Genomic DNA, 24,667 nt, shown 5'->3' with positions numbered 1-24,667 from the left:
GTATGGATGAAAATATAGTAGAACTTAGCGACTACTTTGCAGACTTGCATATTCATATTGGCAGGACAGAGAAGGGAAATCCGGTCAAAATTAGTGGCAGCCGCGATCTGACCTTTGCCAACATAGCTAAGGAAGCCTCCGGTCGCAAAGGAATTGGGCTGATCGGTATCATTGACTGCCATGCACCTAATGTACAGGAGGATATTCGTACCTATTTACATACGGGTGAAATGAAGGAAATCAGCGGCGGAGGTATCGCATACCGGGATACGGTCATTCTCCTTGGCACGGAGCTGGAAATACGTGCTGAAGGTCGTCCTGAGGCGCACGTACTGGCCTATTTTCCAGATCTGGCGGCGATGGAGGATTTTACCCAATGGCTGGCCCGGCATATGAAAAATGTTAATCTCAGCTCACAACGAATCTATGCACCGCCACGTGAGTTGCAGCAGCAAATTTACGGACGTGGAGGCATTATGGTGCCTGCACACGTCTTTACTCCTCATAAGGGCATATACGGCAGTTCAGCGGCTCGTATGGAGGAACTGCTGGATATGGAGCTCATCAGTGGGGTGGAGCTGGGGCTGAGCGCAGATTCATCTATGGCCGGTTTGATTTCGGAACTGGATCGCTTCAGCTTTCTCACGAATTCAGATGCCCATTCACTTGGGAAAATCGGACGAGAATACAATAAATTATCACTGGCAAAGCCGTGTTTTGATGAATTCAGAATGGCTTTGGAGCGGCGGGAAGGACGACGGGTGCGTGCCAATTACGGATTAAATCCGAAACTGGGCAAATACCATCGTTCTTACTGTCAAAGCTGCGGTACGATTATTGACGAGCAACAGATGGCGGATGAACGTTGTCCTGACTGTGGTCATACCAAGCTTGTGCGAGGTGTGTTGGATCGAATATGGAGCATTGCCGACCGCGAGCAACCCATGATTCCGTCCCATCGTCCGCCGTACATTTACCAGATTCCACTGGAGTTTATTCCAGGTCTGGGCAAAGCCAAGCTGAACCAGCTATTGGCTGCATTTGGAACAGAAATGAATATTTTACATGAGGTTACACAGGAGGAGTTAGCAGCAGTCGTCGGAAAAGTGCTAGCAGAGCAAATTGTGCTTTCACGCGAGGGACGACTGTCGCTTGTGTCCGGTGGTGGTGGAACATACGGAAAAATAGCTAAGTCCTAGTAAAGTCTTGTCCCACTAAAGGCATATCAGCGTCTGCTTGTTCATAACCATAAATTATCTATGCCGCTGGCCTGGCACATCATTCGTGATGTTTGATCTGCAGCGAAAGCTGCCCCATTTCTAGCCATCAGCCGTCGGATTACGGTTGTTTTTTGGACAAACAAGCAGATGAAAGGGGCAGGACGCCGATGCAATGGTTTCGTCATACGTTAAAGGATCAGACGCCGTATTATGTTTTCTTGGCTGTGCTGTTTCTGGTGGGAGTCGTCTTTGGCGCACTTATGGTAAACGCACTCTCGCTGGAGCAGTTACAGGATTTGTCCCGTTACCTGAAGGATTTTTTTGTAACGGTCAATCAAAACGAACAGGGCTTCGCTGATTCGCAGGCGGCCTCGACCTTTTGGGATAGCGTATCTTTACATCTGAAATGGGTCGGCCTAATTTGGGTGTGTGGCCTTTCGGTTATTGGTCTACCGGGCATTCTTGTATTAAATTTCCTCAAGGGTGTGCTAATCGGATTTTCAGTAGGTTATATGGTGGGGCAATATTCGTGGAAAGGACTGCTATTTTCTTTGGTTTCAGTTGCTCCCCATAACCTGCTCGTGATTCCGGTACTGCTCGTCTGCAGCGTGGCTGCGATGACTTTTTCCATCCATATGATCAAAACCAAAATACTCGCTACCCGGCCGTCAGACGGAATGCTGCGTCCGTTGCTGTCTTACGCAGGATTGACTGCTGTGATGATGGTGCTTCTTATTGGTAGCGCGTCCTTTGAAACTTGGATCACCCCGGTTATGATGCAATGGGTCACTCCTATGCTGACAGCTTCCGTGTCATCTTGATCCGTTTCAAAATGTTTGACTTTATTTGTATAGACCCCCTATAATAATAGGAGTGAAAAAAGTGCAGTAGGCAGTAGCTTTGCAGGGGGAGGGAGACACATGGAAGCACGGATCGAAAAAATTAAGCAGCAACTGCAATCCCAGGGCTACAAACTAACGCCTCAGCGGGAAGCCACCGTCAGAGTTTTACTTGAGAACGAAGATGATCATCTGAGTGCGGAAGATGTATTTATGCTCGTCAAAGAGAAAGCTCCCGAAATCGGTCTGGCAACCGTATACCGTACCCTAGAACTGCTAAGTGAACTGCATGTCGTGGAGAAAATTAATTTTGGTGATGGCGTTGCGCGTTATGATTTGCGCGGCGATACAACCAAACATCACCATCACCATTTGATATGTGTGCAGTGTGGCAGTGTAGATGAAATACTGGAAGATTGGCTTGGACCATTGGAGGAGCGCCTGGAGCGGGAATATAATTTTACCGTAGTGGATCATCGTTTGGACTTCCACGGTATTTGTTATCGTTGTAAGGCGAAGAACGATACGACCGCTCAGAAATCTTTGGGCAAATCCAGAAAAAACAAATCTCAGGACTAAAAGCTGACTACCCAAGCTCTCACCGACGAAGATGCGTTCGGGAGAGCTTTTTTGGTTCGGGATTAAGCGGTATAAAAAGGAATAGCTTGTCATACCCTTCCATAGAGAGTCCTAATTAGGGCCATATTCTGGGGAAAAGGCGGCTGATTCACATGGTACTATCGTTGCGGAGAGGACTAAAATGGCTGCGTTTGGTAATCTTGTTCGGGGTGTTGGCATGTATGTTCTTTTTTAGCCTCAGGCTGTTTACAGATTGGATAACACCTGTAGATCATTACCGAATACCGGAAGGACATGCAGTTAAGGTATTTGGCGGACAAAAAGTAAATGAAGGGTCCGAGCATCGAATAGCAGTGTTGGAACGTTTACGTTTCTTTTACTGGTATGGTGAATAGTCTAAGTAATCGGTCTTGATGAGCTTATGAAATGAAGGCAGTACACGAAGAAGCAGACGCTGAGACTGAACCGCTGTATGCAGAACAAGGAGACTTTTGGAACTCATGAAAATGTACATTCAACCTTTCGCTCAATATATGGAAGAGGAAAAGGGTTTGTCGCGCAGCACTTTGGAAGCGTATCAACGAGACGTACAGCAGTTTGTCGAGTTCGCAGAAAGCTGTGGTATTGAGCAGCCGGATAATGTCCAACGGTCACATCTGGTACTGTATTTGGGCCATTTGAAGGAACAGGGAAAAGCTGCGGCGACGATATCACGTAGCGTCGCCTCCATTCGCTCCTTTTTTCATTTTCTTATTCGGGAGGGAATTACGATCCATGATCCGTCCGTTCTGCTGGAGTTGCCTAAAGCGACTAAAAAGAAGCCCTCGGTGCTAACGCAGGATGAGATAGAGCGTTTGCTGGCCGCGCCAGATGTGACTGCCCCGCAAGGGGTGCGAGACAAGGCGATGCTGGAGTTGTTATATGCGACGGGCATTCGCGTATCGGAGCTGATTGCCCTTAACGTGCGTGATGTGCGCACCGATCTGCGCTTTGTGCACTGTGGCGGCGAGGCAGGCAAGGAGCGTGTTGTACCGATCAGCCGTGAGGCATCACAGTGGGCACAAGCCTACATGGACGAGCAGCGTCTATTATTGCTGAGATCCGGGCAGGGTGAAGAAGCTCAGGTAGAGCAGGAAGCCATGTTCCTGAACGTATCTGGACAGCGTCTCAGTAGACAGGGCTTCTGGAAAATGATTAAGAAGTACGGCCAGGAAGCAGGCATAAGGGAGGATATCACGCCCCACACGCTGCGGCATTCCTTTGCGGTACATATGCTGGAGGGCGGAGCGGACTTACGCTCTGTACAGGAAATGCTGGGTCATGCTGATCTGTCGACGACGCAGGTATATGCGCAGACGGCAAGACGGAATATGAAGGAAGTATATGAAAAGCATCACCCGCATGGCGGCAACCGCACTTCTCATGAAAGCAAAGATCGAACGTAACGATACTTTACTTTCATAGAAAATGTGATTATGACTATAACTTTACGATTGTACAAGTCAGGAGAGATATTAATGTCAACAGCCAACCAAGCTACAATTCAGGAAGCAGCAGAATATATCCGTGCCAAAAGCGGAATACGTCCAGAGATTGGTCTTATTCTGGGATCGGGTCTCGGTATTCTGGCCGATTTAATTCAGGATGGAATTAGTATTCCTTATCAGGATATTCCCCATTTTCCTGTATCGACGGTAGAAGGTCATGAGGGAGAATTACTGTTAGGCACGATTGAAGGTCGCGCTGTCGTCATGATGAAAGGGCGCTTCCATATGTATGAGGGCTATGGCCCGCAACTGACGGCTTTCCCAGTTCGGGTGATGAAGCAATTGGGGATTCAAAGTCTGCTGGTGACGAATGCAGCAGGTGGTGTAAATACTTCCTACGAAGCAGGCGATCTGATGGTCATCTCGGATCATCTTAATCTGACAGGACAAAATCCGCTGATCGGACCGAACGATGCCGGTCTGGGCGTTCGTTTTCCAGACATGTCGGAGGCGTACAGCCGCCGCTTGCGTGAAATTGCCAAGCAAACGGCTAACCAACAGGGCTTCAGCCTGCAAGAAGGTGTTTATGCTGGATTGCTGGGACCTAACTATGAAACGCCTGCTGAAATCGTTATGCTGCGTACACTGGGCGCAGATGCGGTGGGTATGTCGACCGTATCTGAGGTTATTGTAGCCCGTCATGCAGGTATTGAGGTACTGGGCTTCTCCTGTATCACGAATATGGCCGCAGGCATTCTGGATCAACCTTTGTCCCATGGTGAAGTGATGGAGACGGCAGAGAAGGTGCGTGAGCAATTTTTAAAACTTGTGCTAGCGATTATTCCACAAATGTAGATTGGGGATCATGTTCAACCGAAGCGGTGGACATATACCCCAAGAACCCCGTATCCGAACGCCTTTTGTTGGCGTGGGTACGGGGTTCTTTTTCACATACAGCGGTTGAGCTGAGTATGATCTCCTAATGAAGAGGCTGTGTGCTCAATGCAGTTGAATTCGCTTTTTCTGCTACAGCCAGTTTATGTCGTTCTTGCACCTTGATCACAATAACCATAAAAATAATCCAGTAAATAGATAGCGAGTTCAGGAAACGGCTGTCCGTTATATTGTTCAATACGATAAAAAGGAAAAAAACCGCTGCCGTCAGCCATGTATACATATCTTCTTTACCAATTCTGAATTTAAATAAAGTGGTTATGGCGAGTGTAATGGTTGCCAGTAGTCCTGTAAGGCCCACATCAATCCACAGATCTCGGAAACCGCTATGGCTGCTTGTCAGATCAAATCGAATTCCATTCGCATAGATACTGGGCCGGGCTGCCCAGTAGGAGCCGTAACCATGTCCGAACCAGTAATGGCTCTGAATAGCACCACCAATCCCCTGCCAGATTTCCGTTCTTCCAGTTAAGGTCGTTGTTTTTCCAAATTCCGACGCAATCGCATCTCCATAAGTAAAGATGAATACCAAACCCAAAAGAACGAACAAGCAGGAACAGCTAATGAAGAAACCGCGTAATGCAATGCTTCGGATTCTCTTGAATAGCAATATAAACAATATAAATACGAAGAGCGAAGATGTCAGCACCAAAGAGGTGGTAGATTGGCACTCGATGAGCAATAAGGCATTGAGTAAGATGAAGCCAATATGCAAAACTTTATGTTTACCCCTAAAAAAGTAAATAACATGTGAAACAAAACTTAACAGAGAGAGAGTTCCAAGTGTATTTTTATGACCAGAGATGCCCTTCCATAGCCCAGTATGTTCTACGCCACCATGAATAGCAAAGGAGGGAACGAGCAAAACGGCGAGTAGATTGAGTATGCTCAAAATACTTAACGTAACGACTAAGAGGCGAATGCAGCCCTGTGTTGTATAATGGGTGACCAAATAGAGCCCAAAGGTAGAGAAGGCAAGAAATTTGAGAACCATCAGCAAGGAAGAGGTCTGCTCTTGTTCAGCCCATAAACAGGAGGCAGCGATGTACAGCATGAGTAAAGTCAGCAACGGATTGTCGACTAAGGTTGCGATCAATGACTTGAGTGAAGGTAGTAGCATGGTATAGCTGAACAACAGAATAAGCAGGGAAATCGTGATAACTCTGGGGGACAAACCCTGACAAGCATAAGGAATCGAAAAAGCCAGTAAACCAGCTACGGTAAGTACATGTTTCACGATTTCACCACCTAGATACATTATGTATCTATAATATACAAAACGTATCTTCTTGTACAATAATAATAAAATATTTATTTTCATTTTTCTCAAGCCTAGAGCAAGCCTTATTGTGCATATACTCAGTCCATGCTAAGAAAATGAAGAATTCTTCGGCTTGGTTAAAAAGGAACTTTTTACGTTTTTAAACATGGGGGTGTTCGGGTGGAGGATCATTTTACAGACCGTTTGAAGTTGAATTTGAGTGGTACAGGCAAAGACTTAACGCCGCAGCAATTAAATGAAAATTTTAAAACCATTGAAAAAGAATTCATTGAACGCAGTGTAAACGTAAGTTGGTTTGGAGCTGCTGGTGATGGTATTCAGGATGACACGGCAGCTTTGCAGGAGTTGATTAATAAGACCCTCGATTATTCCATTCTTCACATCCCCAGTGGACGATACAAAATAACCTCCACCCTACAGATTCGCAAGCAGGGTATACGCATTTTTGGCATTCATAAGGGCAGATACCGACAAGGCAAAGGTGTTACGTCGATTGAATATTATGGTACGGGTCCTTGTTTTCAAATTGGAGATGAAAGTCTACCATCGTTTAGCGGATTTCAAAATGTGCAGTTTCATGACTTAGCGATTCGGTACGAGGGGGCTGACAGATCCACATTAAATAATCCGTTTTCGCAGTCAGTGAAGCGTGGATATTATGGCAAAGGTACTTTAGGTATTCAGGATTGGAAGGGCGGCGGAGTTGCCCTAGATAACGTCCTAATTGAGCATTTTGAAACGGCTTTTTGGGGCTACGAAAGTGATGTGAATTTATTTAAATGCACGGAGATTAATTACAATAAAACAGGGATTCACTTGCAGAATAGAAGTTCACAGTTTACTAGCATAGCGCTTTTTACATTGGGGAACGATACGGCATTGGATCTGAACAGCTCCAACGGAGCCAGATTTTTGGCTAGCCAGCACATTAAGGATGGAAGTTCCAATGATATTCCCATTCTAATTAATGATTTTATGAACGCTGAATTTATAGGCTGCTGGTTTGAGGGACTAAGTAGAGAGCATAAGATGACAGTGCCTTCTTTTATTCAAATTGGTGCTACCAAAGAAACGAAAAATGTGGCCTTGCGTGACTCCATTTTAGCGATAGCGGACAAATTCGATGACACCCAATCCGTATGTAACTATTTTGTGGATGTGGTCATTGGCAAAAAAGTTTTGGTGGACGAGGTGGGAGGGTACCCCCGAAATCTAAAGCAGCTTATTTCTTTCTCTGGTAGCTCTTCCACACAGCAGGTGACACTTCGCTCACATTTGGATTTTAGCTATAGCAATAATCGTTATGACGAGAACAATGGGACAGGGCAGGCTTTGCTGCTGGTCGAGAAATACTCGAACAACGGGATTGAACATTTGGACGAAACCTTTGTTAAAGCCTACTTGGGAGCAAGGCAAAATCTCCCTGCAGGTAGCTGGCAGAAGGTAAAGTTCAATCAAATCAACCATGATGAGCTGATTGAATTCGACGCGGCGAATAGCCGATGGCGAGCCAAGCGAGCTGGGAAATACAGAATACAAGTTTACATTTCGACCGATCCTCAAGTGGATGGTAATCGCACACGGCTGGCACTTCACCTGAATGATGAGCAGCTTGCCGGGAGCTCCGCCTATGCCTATCTCGATGATAGGGTTATCGGCGGACTGAACTATAGTGCATTGAGTGGAGCAATGGAACTTAGACTGGAAGCGAATTCTTTTATTGATATACGGGTGTTCAGTCAAAATACAATGGATATTCTACCGGGTGGAGGAATCACATATCTCACCGTAAGCCGAATTTAAACCATTATTTCACAGACGATAGATGTGTTCTGTCTTTTTATATATTGGAAAATGCGCACCATGCTGACTCAGCTTGGTGCTATTTGATGTTTTTATTCATATGGAATATTTTTCTTTCATTCTGACGACAATGGTTAGCAGCACGCGAATAGGCCGGAGGGTTAAGTAAATGGGCTCCGGTGCTTTACGCCAATATGTTGAGGAGGGAACCGATTGTGAAGAAAAAAGTGGTGGCGTTCATCCTGGCTTGCCTGGTAGCCTTGACTGCCGTCCCTGTCGGCGGTTGGGCCGAAGAAAGCATACCTGAAAGCAAAACCAAAGAGGGATCAGCGGCTGAGCTAGCTCCCCAGGCTCTCTCGGCGATCCTGATGGATGCAGATACGGGCACAGTCATCTATGAAAAAAACAGTCGTGAAAAGCTTCCTCCAGCGAGCATCACCAAGATTATGACGATGTTGCTGACCATGGAGGCCATTCAGGATGGCAAGCTTAAGCTGACCGATAAAGTTCGTGCCAGCGAATATGCATCTTCAATGGGGGGCTCGCAAATTTTCTTGGAGCCGGGAGAGGAAATGACGGTTGATGAGATGCTGAAGGGAATCGCGATGGCTTCCGGCAACGATGCTTCTGTGGCGATGGCTGAGAAAATTGCAGGGTCTGAGCAGGCTTTTGTCGACATGATGAACGCCAAGGTGCAGCAGCTCGGGCTCAAGGATACCCATTTTGCCAATTGCAACGGTTTGCCTGTCGAGAATCACTATTCTTCTGCGCATGATATTGCGGTTATGAGCCGGGAGTTGTTGAAATACCCGCAAATTACGAAATATACGGGAGCCTATCAGGACTATTTGCGCAAATCCTCGGTAAAACCCTTTTGGCTGGTGAATACGAATAAGCTTGTCCGTTTCTATACTGGAGCAGACGGGCTGAAAACAGGCTATACGGGAGAAGCAAAGTTCTGTCTTTCCGCTACTGCGAAGCGTGATGGCTTGCGTGTCGTAGCTGTCGTGCTTGGGGAGCCGAATACGAAGATACGCAACAATGAAGTATCTTCCATGTTCGACTATGCGTTTTCTCAATATACTATGAAATCCATATACAAGCCGGGTGAATTGCTGGGTAGTGTAAAAGTTGAAAAAGGCGTATTGCCAGAGCTGAAAATTCAGGCTGAGCGTTCTTACAGTGTGTTGGTGAAAAAAGGTGGCAACAAACAAACGTTGCGTCATGAATTACAACTGGCCCCAAGCCTCAAAGCTCCTGTCCGGGCTGGTGATCCAATCGGTAAGCTGGTCGTCTATCAGGATGGACAACGTCTTAAGGAGTTTAATATCACTTCGCCTGTGGCTATCGAAAAGGCCGGATGGTGGAAATTGTTTAAACGTACCATGTCGAACCTATTTTCTTTGTAGATTTTACGGGGTTTTCTTCTAGTTTTGTCGGAGGGCAGGAATCGTCTGCGGCTACGTAGAAATCCTTGTCCAAGACCGGGAGGAGAGTGAGTAAGCATGAACCTGCAAATTGAAATGGAGCATCACCGGGGGGTACTGATTGTAAGGCTGTCTGGTGAGCTTGATCACCATACGTCGGACATGGTCCGTATGCAAATGGATGAGGCGATTCAGCGTCGGCAATGCGAGCATATTGTGCTCAGCCTGAAGAATCTTCAGTTTATGGATAGCTCCGGCCTTGGCGTTATCTTGGGACGGTACAAACTGATCAAGCAAAAGGGCGGGAAAATGGCAGTCTGTGATGTCAATCCGCCAGTACACCGACTGCTGGATATGTCAGGGCTGTTCAAAATCATGCCCATATATGACAATGAGGGAAATGCGCTCACGGAACTGGAGGTAGTGTCATGAGAGAAGGCACGGGTAACAATTTCATGAGCTTGCAGTTTGCTGCCAAATCGGAGAATGAGGCATTTGCTCGTGTGGCTGTCGCGGCATTTATTTCCAGGCTTGATCCCACAATGGATGAGCTAAGTGATTTGAAAACCGTGGTGTCTGAAGCGGTGACAAACAGTATTATTCACGGTTATGACAGCGACCCGTCAGGTGTCGTAACGATCAAAGTCGGGATTGAAGCGGACGTGATTACGTTGGTTGTTGAGGACGCAGGCCGAGGAATTGAGGATCTGGAACTTGCCAAGCAACCTCTATATACGTCCAAACCTGAATTGGAACGCTCCGGCATGGGCTTTACGATTATGGAAAATTTCATGGATGAGTTTGAAGCAGTCAGTGAGCCGGGCGGAGGCACGTCGGTCCGGATGAAGAAAAGGATTGAATCCAAGAAAGCTTTATATAATTAGGAGTTGATCCTATGGAAGCAGGAGGAAAAAAAACTTCGCACAGCTATTTGGAGGATGCGGAAGTCAAGCGGCTTATTGCACTGAGTCAATCCGGTGATAATGAGGCTCGTGAGACACTGGTCAATAGTAATATCCGGCTCGTCTGGTCTGTCGTGCAGCGCTTTATGAACCGGGGGTATGAACCTGACGATCTTTTTCAAATTGGTTGCATCGGCTTGTTAAAATCGGTGGATAAATTCGATCTCAGCTACGAAGTCAAATTTTCAACATATGCAGTACCGATGATTATCGGTGAGATTCAACGGTTCCTGCGTGATGACGGTACACTCAAAGTTAGCCGTTCCTTGAAGGAAACGGCTAATAAGGTCCGTAAAATGAAAGATGAGCTATCCAAACGGCTCAACCGTCTGCCTACAGTCAAGGAAGTTGCTGATGAGCTGGGAGTGACACCGGAGGATGTTGTTTTTGCGCAGGAGGCCAATAAGCCGCCTACCTCCATTCACGAAACGGTGTTCGAAAATGACGGTGATCCGATTACACTTATGGATCAGATTGCTGACGAATCACAGGAGAGGTGGTTCGACAAGCTGGCACTCAATGAAGCCATTGGCGGACTATCTGAGCGGGAGCGGTTGATTGTGTACCTGCGCTATTACCGGGATCAGACTCAATCAGAGGTTGCAAGTCGGCTTGGTATTTCTCAGGTACAGGTATCACGGCTGGAAAAAAAGATTTTACAACTGATCCGCGATCAGATTGCCCAATAATAACAGTCAGGATCTTAGTGAAATCCTTATGCTTACGTATTTATAAAGGGTATTCCAAAGCCATTTTAATGGCCAGGGGTACTCTTTTTTGCGTGGGATAAAAGATAATACACAGAATAGGTTTCCTTGCTTCGTTCCATACTAATCGATAATTACGAGGATAAGGAGGGGATCGGATGACTCATAGTCCGGCTCCTACAGTAGCTCCTATTGTCTACTTGCGGCTCCGCAGCCGTGTCCGCATGATACAAGGGCAGGATTTACATTTGGGTGATGTAGCCCATCTGCTGACTAATCCTGAATGGGAAAAGGATCTGCTTGAGCTTGTTCTCAAGCGCCCGCAGCACCAGGACGGTAATCTGATACTGATAGACATGCTGCAGATCATAGCGAAAATTAGAGATCATATTCCGGGGGTCGTAGTTGAATCTCTCGGGAAGCCACATGTACTTGTGGAACTCGTGGAGAAACCCCGTAAGCCGTCCAAAATACTGTTTGTTTTGGTATGGGTGCTTCTGTTTTTTGGCTCTGCGCTGACAATTATGAATTTTCATGCCGACGTTAGCATGATGGAGGTACAGGTTCGGATTGTGGAGATGATTACGGGACATAAAGATGAACATCCGTACCTGTTTCAAATTGCTTACTCGATCGGCATCGGCTTTGGCATGATCGTTTTTTTTAATCACTTGTTCAAGAAACATTGGAACGAGGAGCCGACGCCGCTGGAGGTGGAAATGTATCTGTACCAGGAAAATGTGGATCAGTATGTTGTGGCAGAGGAGTATGAAAAGATGGCCCGTTTGCACACAAAGGATAAGAAACCATGATATTTGTACAGGCTGCACTTCAGATTATTTTAGGTATTGCTGGGGGCCTTGCGGTGGGTAGCGGTGTAATTGCTTTTTTTATTGTGCTGGATATCATGCCGCGATTAGCACAACTCACCCGTACGTATAAAAAATCACGTGCATACGAAAAGGCAATGATTATAGGTTCAGTGCTGGGGACTGTGGTCGATTTTTGGAACATCTGCTTGCCACTACCGGGCATATTTACATGGATACCTGGGTTATTTTGCGGAGTGTTTATTGGTTTGCTCGCCGCGGCTTTAACGGAGGTATTGAATCTCCTGCCTATACTCGCCAAGCGACTCCACATGACCGTGTATATGTTCGGCCTATTAATGGCAATGGTGCTTGGCAAGGTGACGGGTTCCTTATTTGACTGGTTTGTATACAACCGTTAACAACGAAAGCGAAGGGGGCAAGGAATATGGATCACAGAGCGGATCAAGAGCAACATCAAGAAGACGGGGGAATCGGAAAGGAATATCATACTGACGGAGAAGAGTTGAGTCCATGGAAGGAAAAGCAGGCGCAGGAATCTGCACGTTTTAAACACAAAAAAGAGAGTGAGCGGTCTGATAACGTAGAGGAGTCCGTTCGCTACTGGCAGGCCGATGATGATATATCGCCGAGGATGAAGGATAATAAGAATACACTTGAAACAGTATTAGGTTTGGGGGAGACCTTTGATGTTGTATTCAGGGAAATGACGCTGGGTGGGCGTCATACCGGATATCTGTTCCTAAATACCTTTGCGAAGGATCAGATCATGCTTGAAGTGCTAAAGCGGCTCACCTATCTGACGCCGGATAATCTCTCTTCGGATGGACTACAAGCGTATTTCGAAAATTTCATTCCACATATTCAGGTGGAGAAGACAGATAAGATGTCTGTCGTCATTAACAAGGTGCTGACGGGGATGAGTGCCTTTTTCATGGAAGGAGAGCGTTTTTCCCTTATTCTGGATACCCGTAATTATCCGGTGCGTAGTCCGGAGGAACCCTCTTTGGAACGGGTTGTGCGCGGTGCCCGCGACGGGTTTACTGAAACAATGCTTACAAATGTAGGTCTGGTGCGCCGGCGTTTGCGGGACCCAGGACTTAAATTTGAGGCTATGCAGGTCGGTCGTCGAACTCGAACAGACGTTTGTTTGGGTTACATTGACGATATTGTGGATAAGGTGATGGTGGATACTGTACGAGACAAAATTAAAAATGTTAATTTGGATGGTATTCCGCTGGCCGACAAGCAATTAGAGGAGACGATTATCAATAAAGGTTGGAATCCATATCCATTAGTACGATATTCGGAGCGACCAGATGTCGTGGCATCGCATATTATGGAAGGAAGGCTCGTTATTTTCGTCGATACCTCACCCAGCGTGATGATCTTGCCTACTACTTTTTTTGACTTGTGTCAGCATGCAGAAGAGAATCGGCAAACCGCTTTTATGGGAAGTTATTTGCGCTGGGTACGTTTTATAGGTATATTCGCCTCGATGTTTCTGCTTCCGATGTGGCTGCTAATGGTCATCAATCCCGAATTAAAACCGGCGTTTCTCGATTTTATCGGTCCTCAAAAGGAAGCACATCTTCCGCTGATTGCACAGTTTATCATCGTGGAACTAGGGGTCGATCTCATGCGAATGGCGGCTGTGCATACTCCGACACCACTGGCTTCCGCTATGGGCTTGATCGCAGCCATTCTGGTCGGTGACATAGCGGTTCAGACGGGACTTTTCGTGAATGAGGTTGTGCTGTATATGGCTGTCGCTGCCATAGGAATGTTCGCAACACCGAGCTACGAGCTAGGGCTGGCGAATAGACTGATTCGACTATTCCTGCTGGTTGCTGTTGCAATTTTTCACGTACCAGGCTTTGTCGTGGGTACGACACTGATCATTTTGATGCTGACGCTGCATCGGTCATATAATTCTTCGTATTTGTGGCCGTTCATTCCTTTTAATGCCAAAGCGTTAGCTTCCATCTTGTTCCGCATGCCTGTACTAGATGCACCTAACCGCCCGTCATCTAACAAAACGAGGGACAATACGCGTATGCCCCATACGGATGCCGACACAGATTCGAACTCAGGCAATGGACAGGAGCATTAATATAAATGATCTGCATAAAAATCCATTGTTCTTGATGTTTTTTTTGCTATACTGGTGTAAACATTCGATGGAATATGACTAGCTTGTTCCAGAAAGAGAGGCGCCAGAACATGTATTTGCATGGAAGCAGTAAAATTAACAGCAATGGACATTTGGAAATCGGCGGTTGTGATACAACACTTTTGAAAGAGCGTTTTGGGACACCGCTATATATTGTAGACGAACAGTTAGTCCGCCGGCGCTGCCGGGAGTATATAGAAGCTTTTCGTGAAACCGGATTGAAGTTTCAAGTCGCTTATGCAAGCAAAGCGTTTTGTGTTATGGCGATGTGCGCTTTAGCTGCTGAAGAAGGGATGTCGCTTGACGTAGTTTCCAGTGGAGAATTGTTTACTGCGCTACAAGCAGGGTTCCCGGCAGAGCGAATCCATTTCCACGGCAATAACAAAACACCGGAAGAAATTGAAATGGCGTTAGATGCGCAAATTGGCTGCTTCGTCGTCGATAGCGAAATGGAGTTGCATTTGTTGCAGGCCCTTGCCTCCGAGAAAGAACAGCAGGTGAATATCTTACTGCGGGTTACACCAGGGGTTGAGGCGCATACGCATGAATATATGGCCACAGGTCAAGAAGATTCGAAATTTGGCTTTGACATTGGAAACGGTACAGCACGCCAAGCAGTGGAACAGGCTATCGAGCTGGACCATCTTAACCTGTTAGGGGTACATTCTCATATCGGTTCGCAAATTTTCGAAGTGAATGGCTTTCAAATGGCTGCTGAACGGGTTGCAGCTTTTTCCAGAGAAATTAAAGAACAGCTTCAGTTTTCTTTCAAAGTGATTAATCTGGGTGGGGGATTTGGCATTCGCTACACAGAGGAGGACACACCGCTGAAAGTATCCACCTATGTGCAGGCTATCGGCGAAGCGGTGAAAACCTATTTTTCAGGACTTTACGATGAACTTCCAGAAATTTGGATTGAGCCGGGACGCAGTATTGTAGGCGATTCAGGCACGACCTTATATACGGTAGGAAGCATCAAGGATATCCCGCAGGTACGCAAATATGTCTCGGTAGATGGCGGGATGACAGATAATCCACGCCCTGCACTGTATCAGGCCAAGTATGAAGCGATGCTGGCTAACCGAGCGCAGGATACGAACGAAGAGACTGTGTCCATTGCGGGCAAATGCTGTGAAAGCGGCGATATGCTGATTTGGGATGTAGAGCTGCCTCGTATAAATAGCGGCGATTTGCTCGCTGTTGCCTCAACCGGAGCCTACAATTACTCCATGGCGAGTAATTATAACCGAATACGTCGACCAGCAGTTGTATTTGTCAACAACGGTGAGGCCGAGTTGGTAGTGCGTCGGGAAACCTACGAAGATATCGTACGCAACGATGTTGTGCCACAGCGCTTGATTCGTGATCAAGCTAGTCCAGTGGTTCAGCCCAACGCCAAGATTACCGTTTCGTCCTGATTTTAGACTTGTAAGATCAAGCAGGCCATTGAGTCGGTAATAATACACCGGGGACAATGGCTCTTTTTTTGGACAAGACTTTGCTAAGCGCGGCAATTCATAGTAAACTGGAACTTGATGTTATTTAGTTCTCAAAACAGGTTGAAAAGGAGATACAAACAATGAAAAAAGGTAGAATAGATCTTGAAAACGGCGGTATCGTTGAAATTGACTTTTTCCCAGAAGAAGCTCCAAACACCGTTGCTAACTTTGAAAAGCTGGCAAACAGCGGTTACTACAACGGTTTGAGCTTCCACCGTGTCATTCCGGGCTTTGTTGCTCAAGGTGGTTGTCCAATCGGTAACGGTACAGGCGGTCCTGGTTACACGATTGACTGTGAAACAGCTACGAATACAACAAAGCATGCCAAAGGCGTTCTGTCCATGGCTCATGCAGGTCGCAACACAGGTGGTAGCCAATTCTTTATCTGCTACGCTCCACAACCACATTTAGATGGAGTACATACTGTATTTGGTAAAGTAACCAAAGGTATGGAATTCATTGATGCTGTAAAACAAGGCGACAAAATGAAAGAGGTTAAAGTATTTGACGTGTAATTTTACCGTTAATTACATGATCTTTTTCAAATAGCGTTGCACCTAAGCCGTTCTGTCTTTGGACAGGGCGGCTTTTGTTGTCTTTTGTTTGACGGTTTATTGATTTTCGCAATCACGTAGGCATTACAGTGCGTAAGATCACATTCGAAAAGTAAGTGTTGTGATAGCCTTTCGATAAGAATGCATTTTCCATTTATTTTATATGAGTATTCAAACTCAGTAAGGATTGGAAAAGAAGGGGGCTTATCACATTGTCTATTTTAACGCGCACAAATCGACTCGGATTTTTTGAAATCCGGCTGGAATCCATTGGTGGACTCGGCGCTAATCTGGCTGGCAAAATGTTGGCCGAAACCGGGGTGCTTGGTCTGGGGCTGAATGCTTCAAATTTTTCGTCCTACGGTTCGGAAAAAAAGGGAACTCCGGTTAAAAGCTTCGTCCGCTTCTGTGAGCCGGAGGTCGATATTCGGGATCACAGTCCGATTGAGCAACCGCATGTGGTAGGCATTTTCCATGAAACGTTATACAAAACGGTAAATGTAATCAGCGGACTGCCAGCGGATGGGATTGTAGTGGTTAATTCCACGCGTCCAGCAGAAGAAATACGGGCTGATTTGGGACTGGTATCCGGTACACTAGCGGTGGTGGATGCGATGGGCATCGCACTGGAAGAACGAACCAAACTAAATACGTCCATGCTCGGTGCCTTGTTCCGTGTCTGTGATTTCCTGGACCCGGAAGCGATGAGATCGGTTATACGCAGTACCTTTGAAAAGAAAAATCCGCTGTTAGTGGAACCTAATCTCCGTACGTTTAACCGTGGTTATGAGGAGATGGAACTGCACGTATATCCAGTTACTGATGACGCAGAGGATCGGGTTTATGAACGTCCGCAGCCATTGCTGGGATACGAAACGCAACTACTGGGGGGCGTTATTGCGACTCAGGGAAACAGCATGACGAGAGATGTTAGTGGTTCACGTCAGGGGTATGTGCCTGAATATGAAGCTGATAAATGTACCCATTGTGCCAAGTGTGATTCGATTTGCCCGGATTACTGTTTTGTATGGGAAGAGCAAGCTGACAAACGCGGAAGAGTGATGCCATTTTTGCAAGGGATTGATTACCAGTATTGCAAAGGATGTCTGAAATGTATAGATATTTGCCCATCGGGGGCATTAAGCTCGCGTCGTGAGCAATGGGGATGGGCGGAACAGAATCGAGTTGCCCACCAATTTCCGGTATATGAAGGAGGGCGTGCGTAATGGCAAAACTGGAGGAAGAACTCAAACAGACAGGCGCCGCGCAAGTGACAACGTTCGAATCCGGTAATGAAATGGCAGCTACGGCGGCTGCGCAAATTAATTATCATATGATGGGATATTTCCCGATTACTCCCTCTACTGAGGTAGCGCAGTATTTGGATCAGATGAGAACGAGAGGTCAGCATAATATTAAGCTGGTTGCAGCAGACGGAGAACACGGATCGGCAGGGATTTGTTATGGAGCTGCCGCAGCCGGAGCGAGGGTTGTGAACGCCACTAGTTCGCAAGGTTTCCTGTACATGCTGGAGCAGTTACCTGTTCAGTCAGGTACCCGTTTTCCAATGGTTATGAATCTGGTGACACGAGCTGTCAGTGGTCCCCTGGATATTCGCGGGGATCATTCGGACCTGTACTATGGTTTGAATACAGGCTGGGTCATTTTGACGGCAAGTACACCACAGGCTGTGTATGATATGAACATCATGGCACTAAAAATCGCAGAGCATAGCGATGTTCGGCTGCCTGTAATGGTCGCATATGACGGTTTTTATACGTCCCATCAAAAACGTAAAGTGCAATATTTTGCCGATGCTGAGACCGTGCGCGGTTTTGTAGGTCCTAACCCGAACTTAAATTATCCGAATATTACGGATTTTGATCATCCTGTTACCGTAGGTGCGCATATGAACGGCGATGACCTGACGAATAATCATGTTCAGCTGTCCGAAGCACTAAAGCTGTCAGAAGGAGTATATGAGCAGGTAGCAGCAGAGTATGCCGCTTTATCCGGTCGGGAATACCCAATTTTAGATCTGTATCAAATGGAGGATGCTGAGGTCGCGGTATTCCTGTTGAATTCGGCGGCTGAATCGGCTAAGGATGTGGCGGATCAACTCCGTGCGCGCGGGATTAAAGCTGGTGTGATACGTCCGAATATCATCCGACCGTTCCCAGCCGCACAACTGCGGGAAGCCTTACGTGATGTCAAGGCGCTGTTGGTAGGTGAACGTGCAGATTCGTATGGGGCAGACGGCGGGAATTTAACGCATGAAATTAAGGCGGCCTTGCAGGAGGACCCGCTGAATCGGACACTCGTGTTGAGCCGTATCTTTGGCTTGGGCGGCAAGGATTTTTATGCGGAAGATGCAGAGGCGCTCTTCCAGCTTGCGATTGAGGCGGCCGAGGCCGGCCGAGCGGAGAAGCCCTTTGATTATTACGGTATTAATCCGGGTTCACCGGACAAAGTGATGCCGCAAGTTATGCAGCCGCCACGTGGCAATGCATACCGTACGGGCATGATTCAAGTTACGCCGGACGAGGCGACCGGGAAGCTCAAAGTCAAGGTGCCACCCCTGCGGTCGTTGACAACCAAACCACGCCGTCTTACACCAGGTCACGGGGCTTGCCCAGGATGTGGGGCATTATCTGCGCTGGAACTGTTTTTCAAAGGTATTGAAGGGGATATTGTCGTGCTGTTCCAGACAGGCTGCGTATATGTGACGACGACAGGGTATCCATATACATCACATAAACAACCGATGATCCACAATCTTTTTCAAAACGGGGCCGCTACACTTTCAGGAGCGCTGGAAGCTTATATGGAAATGAAGCGCCGTAATGAAATTGAAATGTCAGACGATCCGACCTTTATCATGATCAGTGGTGACGGTGGGATGGATATAGGTATGGGTTCTGCGATTGGTGCGGCTCTGCGTAATCATAAGCTGATCATGCTGGAATATGATAACGAAGGGTACATGAATACAGGTTCACAGCAATCATACTCCACTCCGGTTGGTCACATGACCAGTACGTCGGGTGTAGGGAAAATGCAAAAAGGAAAGCAAGGACATCACAAGGATACCGTGCAAATCATGGCTGCTTGTAACATTCCGTATGCTTTTACAGCAGCTGAAAGTCATCCGCAGGATATGCTGCGCAAAGCAGCCAAGGCTCAATGGTATGCGAACAACGTGGGTACGGCCTATGGTAAGATCCTGTGCGCCTGCCCACTGAATTGGAAATCGGAAGACAGACTGGGCACCAGCATTGTGGGCGCTGCAGTCGAGTCTTGTTTCTTTCCTTTGTACGAAATAGAGCAAGGCAGTACGACAATTACGTACAATCCGGAAGACAAGGGAAAACGGATTCCAGCTGCTGAATGGTTGAAATTAATGGGTAAAACGAAGCATCTTCTCAAGGAGGAGGCTACGCTGGCTACCTTTGAGCAGGAGATTGAGCGTCGCTGGACTATCCTGAAAAAGAAACATGAAATTTCAGAGCTATAATTACGTTTTTTGCATAATCATCGATTAACATTGTTAGCCGCTGTTACTGTGGTGGTTCAATCAAGATTCTTTGCGTTTATTGCGCAAAGAATCTTTTTTGTCGTTTATGGGTTGAAGCATAAAAAAACAGGTAATGATTTCCGATATAGGAGTGGAGGCCTATAAGAGGCACGTTAAAAAGTTTTCTTCTGAATTTTAAGATGCAATGAGGTGCAGGAAATGATTAAGCTGAATACAGTTGAAATAATCGAAATTATAAAGAAGCAGATCCCTAAGGTTATGAACATCAAGCCAGTGGAGCTAAAGTTTACGGATGATTTTGGACGGGCTTCGCTGGCAGCGACAGAACACAAATTCACGCTGACGAACCAGCATTATTCTGCCAAGGTGATGGATTGCGTGTTAGAAACACAGGTACGCCCCATTTTAATGTGCGAAATTATTTATTTTCTGAAATGCGAGTTTATTGACGGACATGTTGATGTGCGACTGGATTATGAAGCATGTTCTGAGGAAGGACGGGGACCGGTTGCTTCAGCCGTAATTACCTTTGATCATGCAACAGAGTTGGGAGTCGAGGAACTGGCCGATCTGATTGACTTGGCGCTTCATATGAATGATAAAATCTGGTTTGAAGAACTCTCCAGCCAATATGTCAAAACCAAAGCAGGAGCTTCTATTAGATAACTTGCTTTTTTTAGAAGTCGGTGCTAATATACGTAACAAGTTTAATGTTAATTCAATTAAATAAGAGCAAGATCCTTCGGGGCGGGGCGAAATTCCCCACCGGCGGTGATGACATGTTTGTGGACCGTTTTTGTGAGAAACAGCATGGCTTAGTCCGTGACCCGGATGCTGAATGATCGGCAGAAGGTGGACCTGGTGCAAATCCGGGACCGACAGTATAGTCTGGATGGGAGAAGGATACGAAGCGCATGTGACGTGACATGTGCCAATTTTTAGCATACCCAATTGTGCGTACGGCTTATTTCGTTGTAGGACAGCATCGGGCGATAGCTTGCTTAAGCTTTCTTTTTGATGGTGTTCAGAGCGTATTTGGTTGTATCCTCAGTCATGCTTTCTATTGGCAAACCTATGATTTCATGTCGTCTTAAGATGCATATGAACTGCGCTTGTATACTACAAATGTGACTCTCATCACCCCCATGACGGATTGAATCCGAACTGGGGGTTTTTTGCGCTTATAGCTGATGAATTAGGGATAAACTGAATGTAGTGGAAAGGAGTGAAGGCATGTTTACCGGATTGGTCGAGGAAGTGGGTCGCATTCAAACTATTTCCAAAAGCGGTGAAGCGATGGTGCTGGGGATTTCGGGTTCCGTGGTGTTGGGCGATTTGAAAATAGGAGACAGTGTCTCAGTGAATGGCGTTTGCCTGACGGCGATACAGATCGGTACGAAAGACTTTAAGGTTGATGTGATGCCGGAAACCTTTCGCAGCAGTAATCTGAAAGAGTTGAGATCAGGCAGCCGAGTCAACCTGGAGCGAGCGATGACGGCGAGCGGAAGGTTCGGAGGACATATCGTGCAAGGACATGTGGACGGGACGGGAACGATTCGCGGGGTAACATCAGATCAGAATGCAGTTGTGTTCGAAATTGAGCCTAAAAATCAAACATTATTTAAATATATTCTTCTCAAAGGGTCAATCACAATTGATGGTATCAGCCTCACAGTCGCACAGCGTACGAGAGATACCTTTGCCGTATCCATTATTCCCCACACCTTATCCGAAACGGCCTTACAAGCCAAACGTGAGGGAGATACCGTCAATATCGAATGCGATATTTTGGGCAAATATGTAGAACAGCTTTTAAATTACAGAGGTGCAGCGGAGGCGGAGAGAGTAGAAGAAGCTCCTCTCAGTTTGGACTATTTGGCGAAACACGGCTTTGCCTGATATTGAAGGGTAAGCCTGTTTAGGAGCATTCGTGGCACAAGACATAAGGAGGAAAGTGTTATGGATAGAGGTAGCCAAACAAGTGCAATGGCAAACGTCATAGAGCATGGCGAGTTGGAACATGACGAAGAGATTCGTTTGGATTCCATCGAAGCAGCGTTGGAGGACTTAAAAAACGGTAAAGTTGTTATTGTGGTGGATGATGAACAGCGCGAAAATGAAGGCGATTTTATCGCTTTGGCTGAAAAAGCGTCGCCTGAGGTCATTAATTTCATGATTACAGAAGGTCGCGGGTTGGTCTGTGTGCCAATTACACGACAAAGAGCCGAGGCCTTGGAATTGCATCCTATGGTAGAGCAAAATACAGATTTCCACGGTACTGCCTTTACGGTATCGGTAGATCATATGGAGACAACAACGGGTATTTCAGCGGCCGAGCGTTCCTTGACTGTACGCGCCTTGGCAGACGAAGCAGTCACAGGCAGTGATTTCCGCAAGCCTGGTCACATGTTCCCGCTGATTGCTCGCGATGGTGGTGTCTTGCAGCGTGCTGGTCACACTGAAGCGGCTGTTGATCTGGCCCGACTCAGTGGCTTCAAGCCTGCTGGGGTCATTTGCGAAATTATAAAGGAAGATGGCTCAATGGCCCGCCTGCCTGATCTGGCAGTGGTCGCCAAGCGACATCAATTGAAGCTGATCAGTATTCAGCATTTGGTGGACTACCGTCGTCGTTTGTCATTGTAAAAATACATCTTGATTCCAAGTAAATCTGAAGTATTGTCCGAAGTCCCTAAATAATTAAACTAAGAGAGGTTGATTAAACATGGCACGTTTTCTAGAAGGTAATCTTGTATCGAACGGTTTAAAATATGGTATTGTGGTAGGCAGATTTAATGAGTTTATTACGAGCAAGCTGTTAAGCGGCGCAATTGACGCACTTCAACGACATGGTGCACAGGAAGATGAAATTGATGTAGCCTGGGTTCCGGGTGCATTTGAAATTTCACTGATTGCACAAAAAATGGCTGCAAGCGGCAAATATGATGCCGTAATTACGCTGGGTACGGTCATCCGTGGTTCTACTTCACATTATGATATCGTCTGCAATGAAGTGGCCAAGGGTGTGGCAGCGAGCAGCCTGAAAACGGGAGTGCCCGTTATTTTTGGTGTAGTGACTACAGAAAACATTGAACAGGCTATTGAACGAGCAGGTACGAAGGCTGGTAATAAAGGTTGGGATTCTGCATTGGCTGCGATTGAAATGGCCAATCTCGGCAAGCAATTTTAATTATAGGAATAGCTGAATAGAATGCTATAAACTGCAAGGTGAAAAAGGGATTGGATTGTTAAGCAAGGCGATGACGTATATACTACAGAAAGAGGGATTGATAACGTAGAGCATAAGTGCTATAGGGAAAGGTATTGTTGAATGATGATTGGAGTAAGGCAGGGGGAAGCACATTGACAGTCGTAAATTACAAGCTGGAAACATTCGAGGGTCCGCTGGATCTACTGTTGCATCTGATTGATAAAGCCGAGATCGACATTCAGGATATCCCGATTAGCGATATTACTGATCAGTATATGGCTTTTTTGCACAGTATGCAGGAGCTGGAACTGGACATTACGAGCGAGTTTCTGGTGATGGCGGCGACGCTCTTATCTATTAAGAGTAAATTGTTGCTTCCCAAGCCACCTGTGATGGAATATGACGATTTGGATTTTTATGAGGAAGAGGATTATGATCCACGTGAGGAACTGGTCCGCAAGCTGGTGGAGTATCGTAAATATAAAGGGATTGCTCGCCATCTAAGTGAACGTGAGTGGGAGCGGAGTCTAATTTATGGCAAGGAGCCAGAAGATCTAAGCGCATTCCTGCCTACTGAACCCGTAAATCCGGTACATGGGCTGCATGCAAGCGATTTGGTCGCGGCCTTTCAGCGTGCTTTGCGCAAAGCAGAACGACGTACGACGGTAACTCGTGTTCATCGGGACGAAATTTCAGTCAAGGACCGTATTCGGCAAGTTATCGGAGCTTTAGAGATGGTGGGGAATGGAGGACGGCTGCTGTTCTCTAAGCTGATGCATGAGGATATGTATCGGCATGAAGTGGTTGTGACCTTTTTGGCTATCCTTGAACTGATGAAAATGAAACAAATTTTCTGTTATCAGGAGAAGCTTTTCGATGATATTGTAATGGAGTGGAGAGGGGATTTACGGGTTAATGGATTATCTGAAGCTGAAATCAATTATTGAGGGACTGCTGTTTCTCGCAGGAGAGGAAGGGTTGTCCACCAAGCAGATCGCCGACATTGTAGAGCAGCAGCAAGAGCTGGTTGAACAGTGCCTGGAAGATATGAAGCAGGACATGGAGCAGGGAGGAAGAGGCCTGCAACTTGTCCGTATTGCCGGTCATTATCAGCTTGCAACTTTATCCGAACATGCACCTTACTTTGAAAAGCTCGCATACTCTCCGGCACGTGCCTCACTGTCTCAAGCTGCTTTGGAGACGCTGGCCATTGTGGCCTACCGCCAGCCCATTACAAGAGTTGAAATCGAAGAGATTCGGGGTGTCAAATCCGAGCGGGCCATACATACACTGGTCAACAAGGAGCTCATTGAAGAGAAAGGTCGAGCTGAAGCCATCGGACGGCCAATATTGTACGGAACGACGAAATCATTTTTGGATTATTTCGGTCTGGGCTCTTTGGCAGATCTACCACAACCGGAGTTGTTCGAAGATTCGGACAATTTGGAGGAAGAGACTCAATTATTGTTCGAGCGTCTGGAGAGCAGCCAGCCTGCAGCCAACGATCTGGATCTTGAATCCCAATAAAGTTCATCCGGATCTTGCAGCTCACTTATGTAAAATATCAAATAGACAGCCAGTCCTCAAGTAGTTAGGGGCTGGCTGTTG

The 24,667-nt window shown here is 46.6% G+C and carries 25 protein-coding genes and 1 riboswitch; of the genes, 24 read left to right on the top strand and 1 reads right to left on the bottom strand.

The annotated features are described in order from the left end of the window. Window positions 1–2: 2 nt before the first annotated feature. From MHI21_RS15410 to MHI21_RS15385, 6 genes are all read left to right on the top strand, one after another. A complete protein-coding gene (locus tag MHI21_RS15410) occupies window positions 3–1,199 on the top strand; it encodes an endonuclease Q family protein (protein WP_342418470.1) in 1,197 nt (398 codons plus the stop codon). Between the two features lie 188 nt (window positions 1,200–1,387). Then, window positions 1,388–2,041, top strand: a complete 654-nt coding sequence (gene spoIIM, locus MHI21_RS15405; protein WP_023989222.1) for a stage II sporulation protein M — start codon at window positions 1,388–1,390, stop codon at window positions 2,039–2,041. 99 nt (window positions 2,042–2,140) lie between these two features. Continuing rightward, window positions 2,141–2,638, top strand: coding sequence for a Fur family transcriptional regulator (locus MHI21_RS15400; protein ID WP_013310789.1), 498 nt, complete (start codon window positions 2,141–2,143; stop codon window positions 2,636–2,638). A 152-nt stretch (window positions 2,639–2,790) separates the two neighbouring features. Further along, window positions 2,791–3,033: a YqzK family protein gene (locus MHI21_RS15395; RefSeq protein WP_043882230.1), complete on the top strand. Its 243-nt coding sequence runs from the start codon at window positions 2,791–2,793 to the stop codon at window positions 3,031–3,033. 105 nt (window positions 3,034–3,138) lie between these two features. Then, the gene (gene xerD, locus MHI21_RS15390) at window positions 3,139–4,083 is read left to right on the top strand and encodes a site-specific tyrosine recombinase XerD (protein ID WP_342418469.1); all 945 of its coding nucleotides are present in this window, start codon (window positions 3,139–3,141) and stop codon (window positions 4,081–4,083) included. Between the two features lie 72 nt (window positions 4,084–4,155). Beyond that, on the top strand, window positions 4,156–4,980 hold the full coding sequence (locus MHI21_RS15385; RefSeq protein ID WP_209947348.1) for a purine-nucleoside phosphorylase: 825 nt from the start codon (window positions 4,156–4,158) through the stop codon (window positions 4,978–4,980). Between the two features lie 124 nt (window positions 4,981–5,104). On the opposite strand, the gene MHI21_RS15380 is transcribed toward MHI21_RS15385, so the two are convergent. Further along, window positions 5,105–6,316, bottom strand: coding sequence for an O-antigen ligase family protein (locus MHI21_RS15380; protein ID WP_342418468.1), 1,212 nt, complete (start codon window positions 6,314–6,316; stop codon window positions 5,105–5,107). A 204-nt stretch (window positions 6,317–6,520) separates the two neighbouring features. Here MHI21_RS15380 and MHI21_RS15375 point away from each other — a divergent pair, with 204 nt between their 5' ends. From MHI21_RS15375 to scpB, 18 genes are all read left to right on the top strand, one after another. Beyond that, window positions 6,521–8,164 carry a glycosyl hydrolase family 28-related protein gene (locus MHI21_RS15375; protein WP_342418467.1) on the top strand — a complete coding sequence of 548 codons (1,644 nt, stop codon included), beginning with the start codon at window positions 6,521–6,523 and terminating at the stop codon, window positions 8,162–8,164. 215 nt (window positions 8,165–8,379) lie between these two features. Then, window positions 8,380–9,573 (top strand): D-alanyl-D-alanine carboxypeptidase family protein, encoded by a 1,194-nt coding sequence (locus tag MHI21_RS15370; protein WP_061829243.1) that lies wholly within the window; start codon window positions 8,380–8,382, stop codon window positions 9,571–9,573. 96 nt (window positions 9,574–9,669) lie between these two features. Next, window positions 9,670–10,023, top strand: coding sequence for an anti-sigma F factor antagonist (gene spoIIAA / locus MHI21_RS15365; RefSeq protein WP_013310782.1), 354 nt, complete (start codon window positions 9,670–9,672; stop codon window positions 10,021–10,023). Beyond that, complete coding sequence (gene spoIIAB, locus MHI21_RS15360; RefSeq protein ID WP_013310781.1) at window positions 10,020–10,475, top strand: anti-sigma F factor; 456 nt, start codon at window positions 10,020–10,022, stop codon at window positions 10,473–10,475. Before spoIIAA ends, spoIIAB begins: the two co-directional genes overlap by 4 nt. An 11-nt stretch (window positions 10,476–10,486) precedes the next feature. Then, window positions 10,487–11,242, top strand: a complete 756-nt coding sequence (gene sigF / locus MHI21_RS15355; RefSeq protein ID WP_023989213.1) for an RNA polymerase sporulation sigma factor SigF — start codon at window positions 10,487–10,489, stop codon at window positions 11,240–11,242. Window positions 11,243–11,418: 176 nt separating this feature from the next. After that, window positions 11,419–12,072: a stage V sporulation protein AA gene (locus MHI21_RS15350; protein ID WP_250261084.1), complete on the top strand. Its 654-nt coding sequence runs from the start codon at window positions 11,419–11,421 to the stop codon at window positions 12,070–12,072. Then, entirely contained in the window at window positions 12,069–12,491 is a 423-nt protein-coding gene (locus MHI21_RS15345; RefSeq protein WP_039271000.1) for a stage V sporulation protein AB, read from the top strand. The genes MHI21_RS15350 and MHI21_RS15345 overlap by 4 nt, the downstream gene beginning before the upstream one ends. Before the next feature lie 26 nt (window positions 12,492–12,517). Then, a complete protein-coding gene (locus MHI21_RS15340) occupies window positions 12,518–14,203 on the top strand; it encodes a spore germination protein (protein ID WP_342418466.1) in 1,686 nt (561 codons plus the stop codon). Window positions 14,204–14,313: 110 nt separating this feature from the next. Beyond that, window positions 14,314–15,681, top strand: a complete 1,368-nt coding sequence (gene lysA, locus MHI21_RS15335) for a diaminopimelate decarboxylase (RefSeq protein ID WP_342418465.1) — start codon at window positions 14,314–14,316, stop codon at window positions 15,679–15,681. Window positions 15,682–15,842: 161 nt separating this feature from the next. Next, window positions 15,843–16,277 carry a peptidylprolyl isomerase gene (locus MHI21_RS15330; protein WP_013310775.1) on the top strand — a complete coding sequence of 145 codons (435 nt, stop codon included), beginning with the start codon at window positions 15,843–15,845 and terminating at the stop codon, window positions 16,275–16,277. A 251-nt stretch (window positions 16,278–16,528) separates the two neighbouring features. Beyond that, on the top strand, window positions 16,529–17,542 hold the full coding sequence (locus tag MHI21_RS15325) for a 2-oxoacid:acceptor oxidoreductase family protein (RefSeq protein WP_342418464.1): 1,014 nt from the start codon (window positions 16,529–16,531) through the stop codon (window positions 17,540–17,542). After that, window positions 17,542–19,830, top strand: coding sequence for a thiamine pyrophosphate-dependent enzyme (locus MHI21_RS15320; RefSeq protein WP_342418463.1), 2,289 nt, complete (start codon window positions 17,542–17,544; stop codon window positions 19,828–19,830). The genes MHI21_RS15325 and MHI21_RS15320 overlap by 1 nt, the downstream gene beginning before the upstream one ends. Before the next feature lie 219 nt (window positions 19,831–20,049). Then, window positions 20,050–20,517 carry an IDEAL domain-containing protein gene (locus MHI21_RS15315; RefSeq protein ID WP_342418462.1) on the top strand — a complete coding sequence of 156 codons (468 nt, stop codon included), beginning with the start codon at window positions 20,050–20,052 and terminating at the stop codon, window positions 20,515–20,517. 68 nt (window positions 20,518–20,585) lie between these two features. Then, window positions 20,586–20,759, top strand: a riboswitch (FMN riboswitch). Window positions 20,760–21,084: 325 nt separating this feature from the next. After that, window positions 21,085–21,750 (top strand): riboflavin synthase, encoded by a 666-nt coding sequence (gene ribE, locus MHI21_RS15310; protein WP_342418461.1) that lies wholly within the window; start codon window positions 21,085–21,087, stop codon window positions 21,748–21,750. A 60-nt stretch (window positions 21,751–21,810) separates the two neighbouring features. After that, window positions 21,811–22,494, top strand: a complete 684-nt coding sequence (ribB, locus tag MHI21_RS15305; protein WP_080710688.1) for a 3,4-dihydroxy-2-butanone-4-phosphate synthase — start codon at window positions 21,811–21,813, stop codon at window positions 22,492–22,494. A 79-nt stretch (window positions 22,495–22,573) separates the two neighbouring features. Then, entirely contained in the window at window positions 22,574–23,038 is a 465-nt protein-coding gene (gene ribE, locus MHI21_RS15300; protein WP_023989205.1) for a 6,7-dimethyl-8-ribityllumazine synthase, read from the top strand. A gap of 173 nt (window positions 23,039–23,211) precedes the next feature. Beyond that, window positions 23,212–24,006: a segregation/condensation protein A gene (locus MHI21_RS15295; RefSeq protein WP_029517304.1), complete on the top strand. Its 795-nt coding sequence runs from the start codon at window positions 23,212–23,214 to the stop codon at window positions 24,004–24,006. Further along, window positions 23,975–24,586 (top strand): SMC-Scp complex subunit ScpB, encoded by a 612-nt coding sequence (scpB, locus tag MHI21_RS15290; protein ID WP_013310766.1) that lies wholly within the window; start codon window positions 23,975–23,977, stop codon window positions 24,584–24,586. Before MHI21_RS15295 ends, scpB begins: the two co-directional genes overlap by 32 nt. Window positions 24,587–24,667 lie beyond the last annotated feature (81 nt).

The organism is Paenibacillus sp. FSL H8-0168 (genome assembly GCF_038592955.1).
GTDB classification, from domain to species: Bacteria; Bacillota; Bacilli; order Paenibacillales; family Paenibacillaceae; genus Paenibacillus; species Paenibacillus polymyxa_B.
The sequence above is the reverse complement of the archived record's forward strand: the minus strand, read 5'-3'. Positions and strand labels throughout refer to the sequence as shown.

Excerpts from the sequence above, each read along its gene's own strand:
- MHI21_RS15410 (WP_342418470.1), top strand. The coding sequence starts at position 3 with ATGGATGAAAATATAGTAGAACTTAGCGACTACTTTGCAGACTTGCAT.
- spoIIM (WP_023989222.1), top strand. The coding sequence starts at position 1,388 with ATGCAATGGTTTCGTCATACGTTAAAGGATCAGACGCCGTATTATGTT.
- MHI21_RS15400 (WP_013310789.1), top strand. The coding sequence starts at position 2,141 with ATGGAAGCACGGATCGAAAAAATTAAGCAGCAACTGCAATCCCAGGGC.
- MHI21_RS15395 (WP_043882230.1), top strand. The coding sequence starts at position 2,791 with ATGGTACTATCGTTGCGGAGAGGACTAAAATGGCTGCGTTTGGTAATC.
- xerD (WP_342418469.1), top strand. The coding sequence starts at position 3,139 with ATGAAAATGTACATTCAACCTTTCGCTCAATATATGGAAGAGGAAAAG.
- MHI21_RS15385 (WP_209947348.1), top strand. The coding sequence starts at position 4,156 with ATGTCAACAGCCAACCAAGCTACAATTCAGGAAGCAGCAGAATATATC.
- spoIIAA (WP_013310782.1), top strand. The coding sequence starts at position 9,670 with ATGAACCTGCAAATTGAAATGGAGCATCACCGGGGGGTACTGATTGTA.
- spoIIAB (WP_013310781.1), top strand. The coding sequence starts at position 10,020 with ATGAGAGAAGGCACGGGTAACAATTTCATGAGCTTGCAGTTTGCTGCC.
- sigF (WP_023989213.1), top strand. The coding sequence starts at position 10,487 with ATGGAAGCAGGAGGAAAAAAAACTTCGCACAGCTATTTGGAGGATGCG.
- MHI21_RS15350 (WP_250261084.1), top strand. The coding sequence starts at position 11,419 with ATGACTCATAGTCCGGCTCCTACAGTAGCTCCTATTGTCTACTTGCGG.
- MHI21_RS15345 (WP_039271000.1), top strand. The coding sequence starts at position 12,069 with ATGATATTTGTACAGGCTGCACTTCAGATTATTTTAGGTATTGCTGGG.
- MHI21_RS15340 (WP_342418466.1), top strand. The coding sequence starts at position 12,518 with ATGGATCACAGAGCGGATCAAGAGCAACATCAAGAAGACGGGGGAATC.
- lysA (WP_342418465.1), top strand. The coding sequence starts at position 14,314 with ATGTATTTGCATGGAAGCAGTAAAATTAACAGCAATGGACATTTGGAA.
- MHI21_RS15330 (WP_013310775.1), top strand. The coding sequence starts at position 15,843 with ATGAAAAAAGGTAGAATAGATCTTGAAAACGGCGGTATCGTTGAAATT.
- MHI21_RS15320 (WP_342418463.1), top strand. The coding sequence starts at position 17,542 with ATGGCAAAACTGGAGGAAGAACTCAAACAGACAGGCGCCGCGCAAGTG.
- MHI21_RS15315 (WP_342418462.1), top strand. The coding sequence starts at position 20,050 with ATGATTAAGCTGAATACAGTTGAAATAATCGAAATTATAAAGAAGCAG.
- ribE (WP_342418461.1), top strand. The coding sequence starts at position 21,085 with ATGTTTACCGGATTGGTCGAGGAAGTGGGTCGCATTCAAACTATTTCC.
- ribB (WP_080710688.1), top strand. The coding sequence starts at position 21,811 with ATGGATAGAGGTAGCCAAACAAGTGCAATGGCAAACGTCATAGAGCAT.
- ribE (WP_023989205.1), top strand. The coding sequence starts at position 22,574 with ATGGCACGTTTTCTAGAAGGTAATCTTGTATCGAACGGTTTAAAATAT.
- scpB (WP_013310766.1), top strand. The coding sequence starts at position 23,975 with ATGGATTATCTGAAGCTGAAATCAATTATTGAGGGACTGCTGTTTCTC.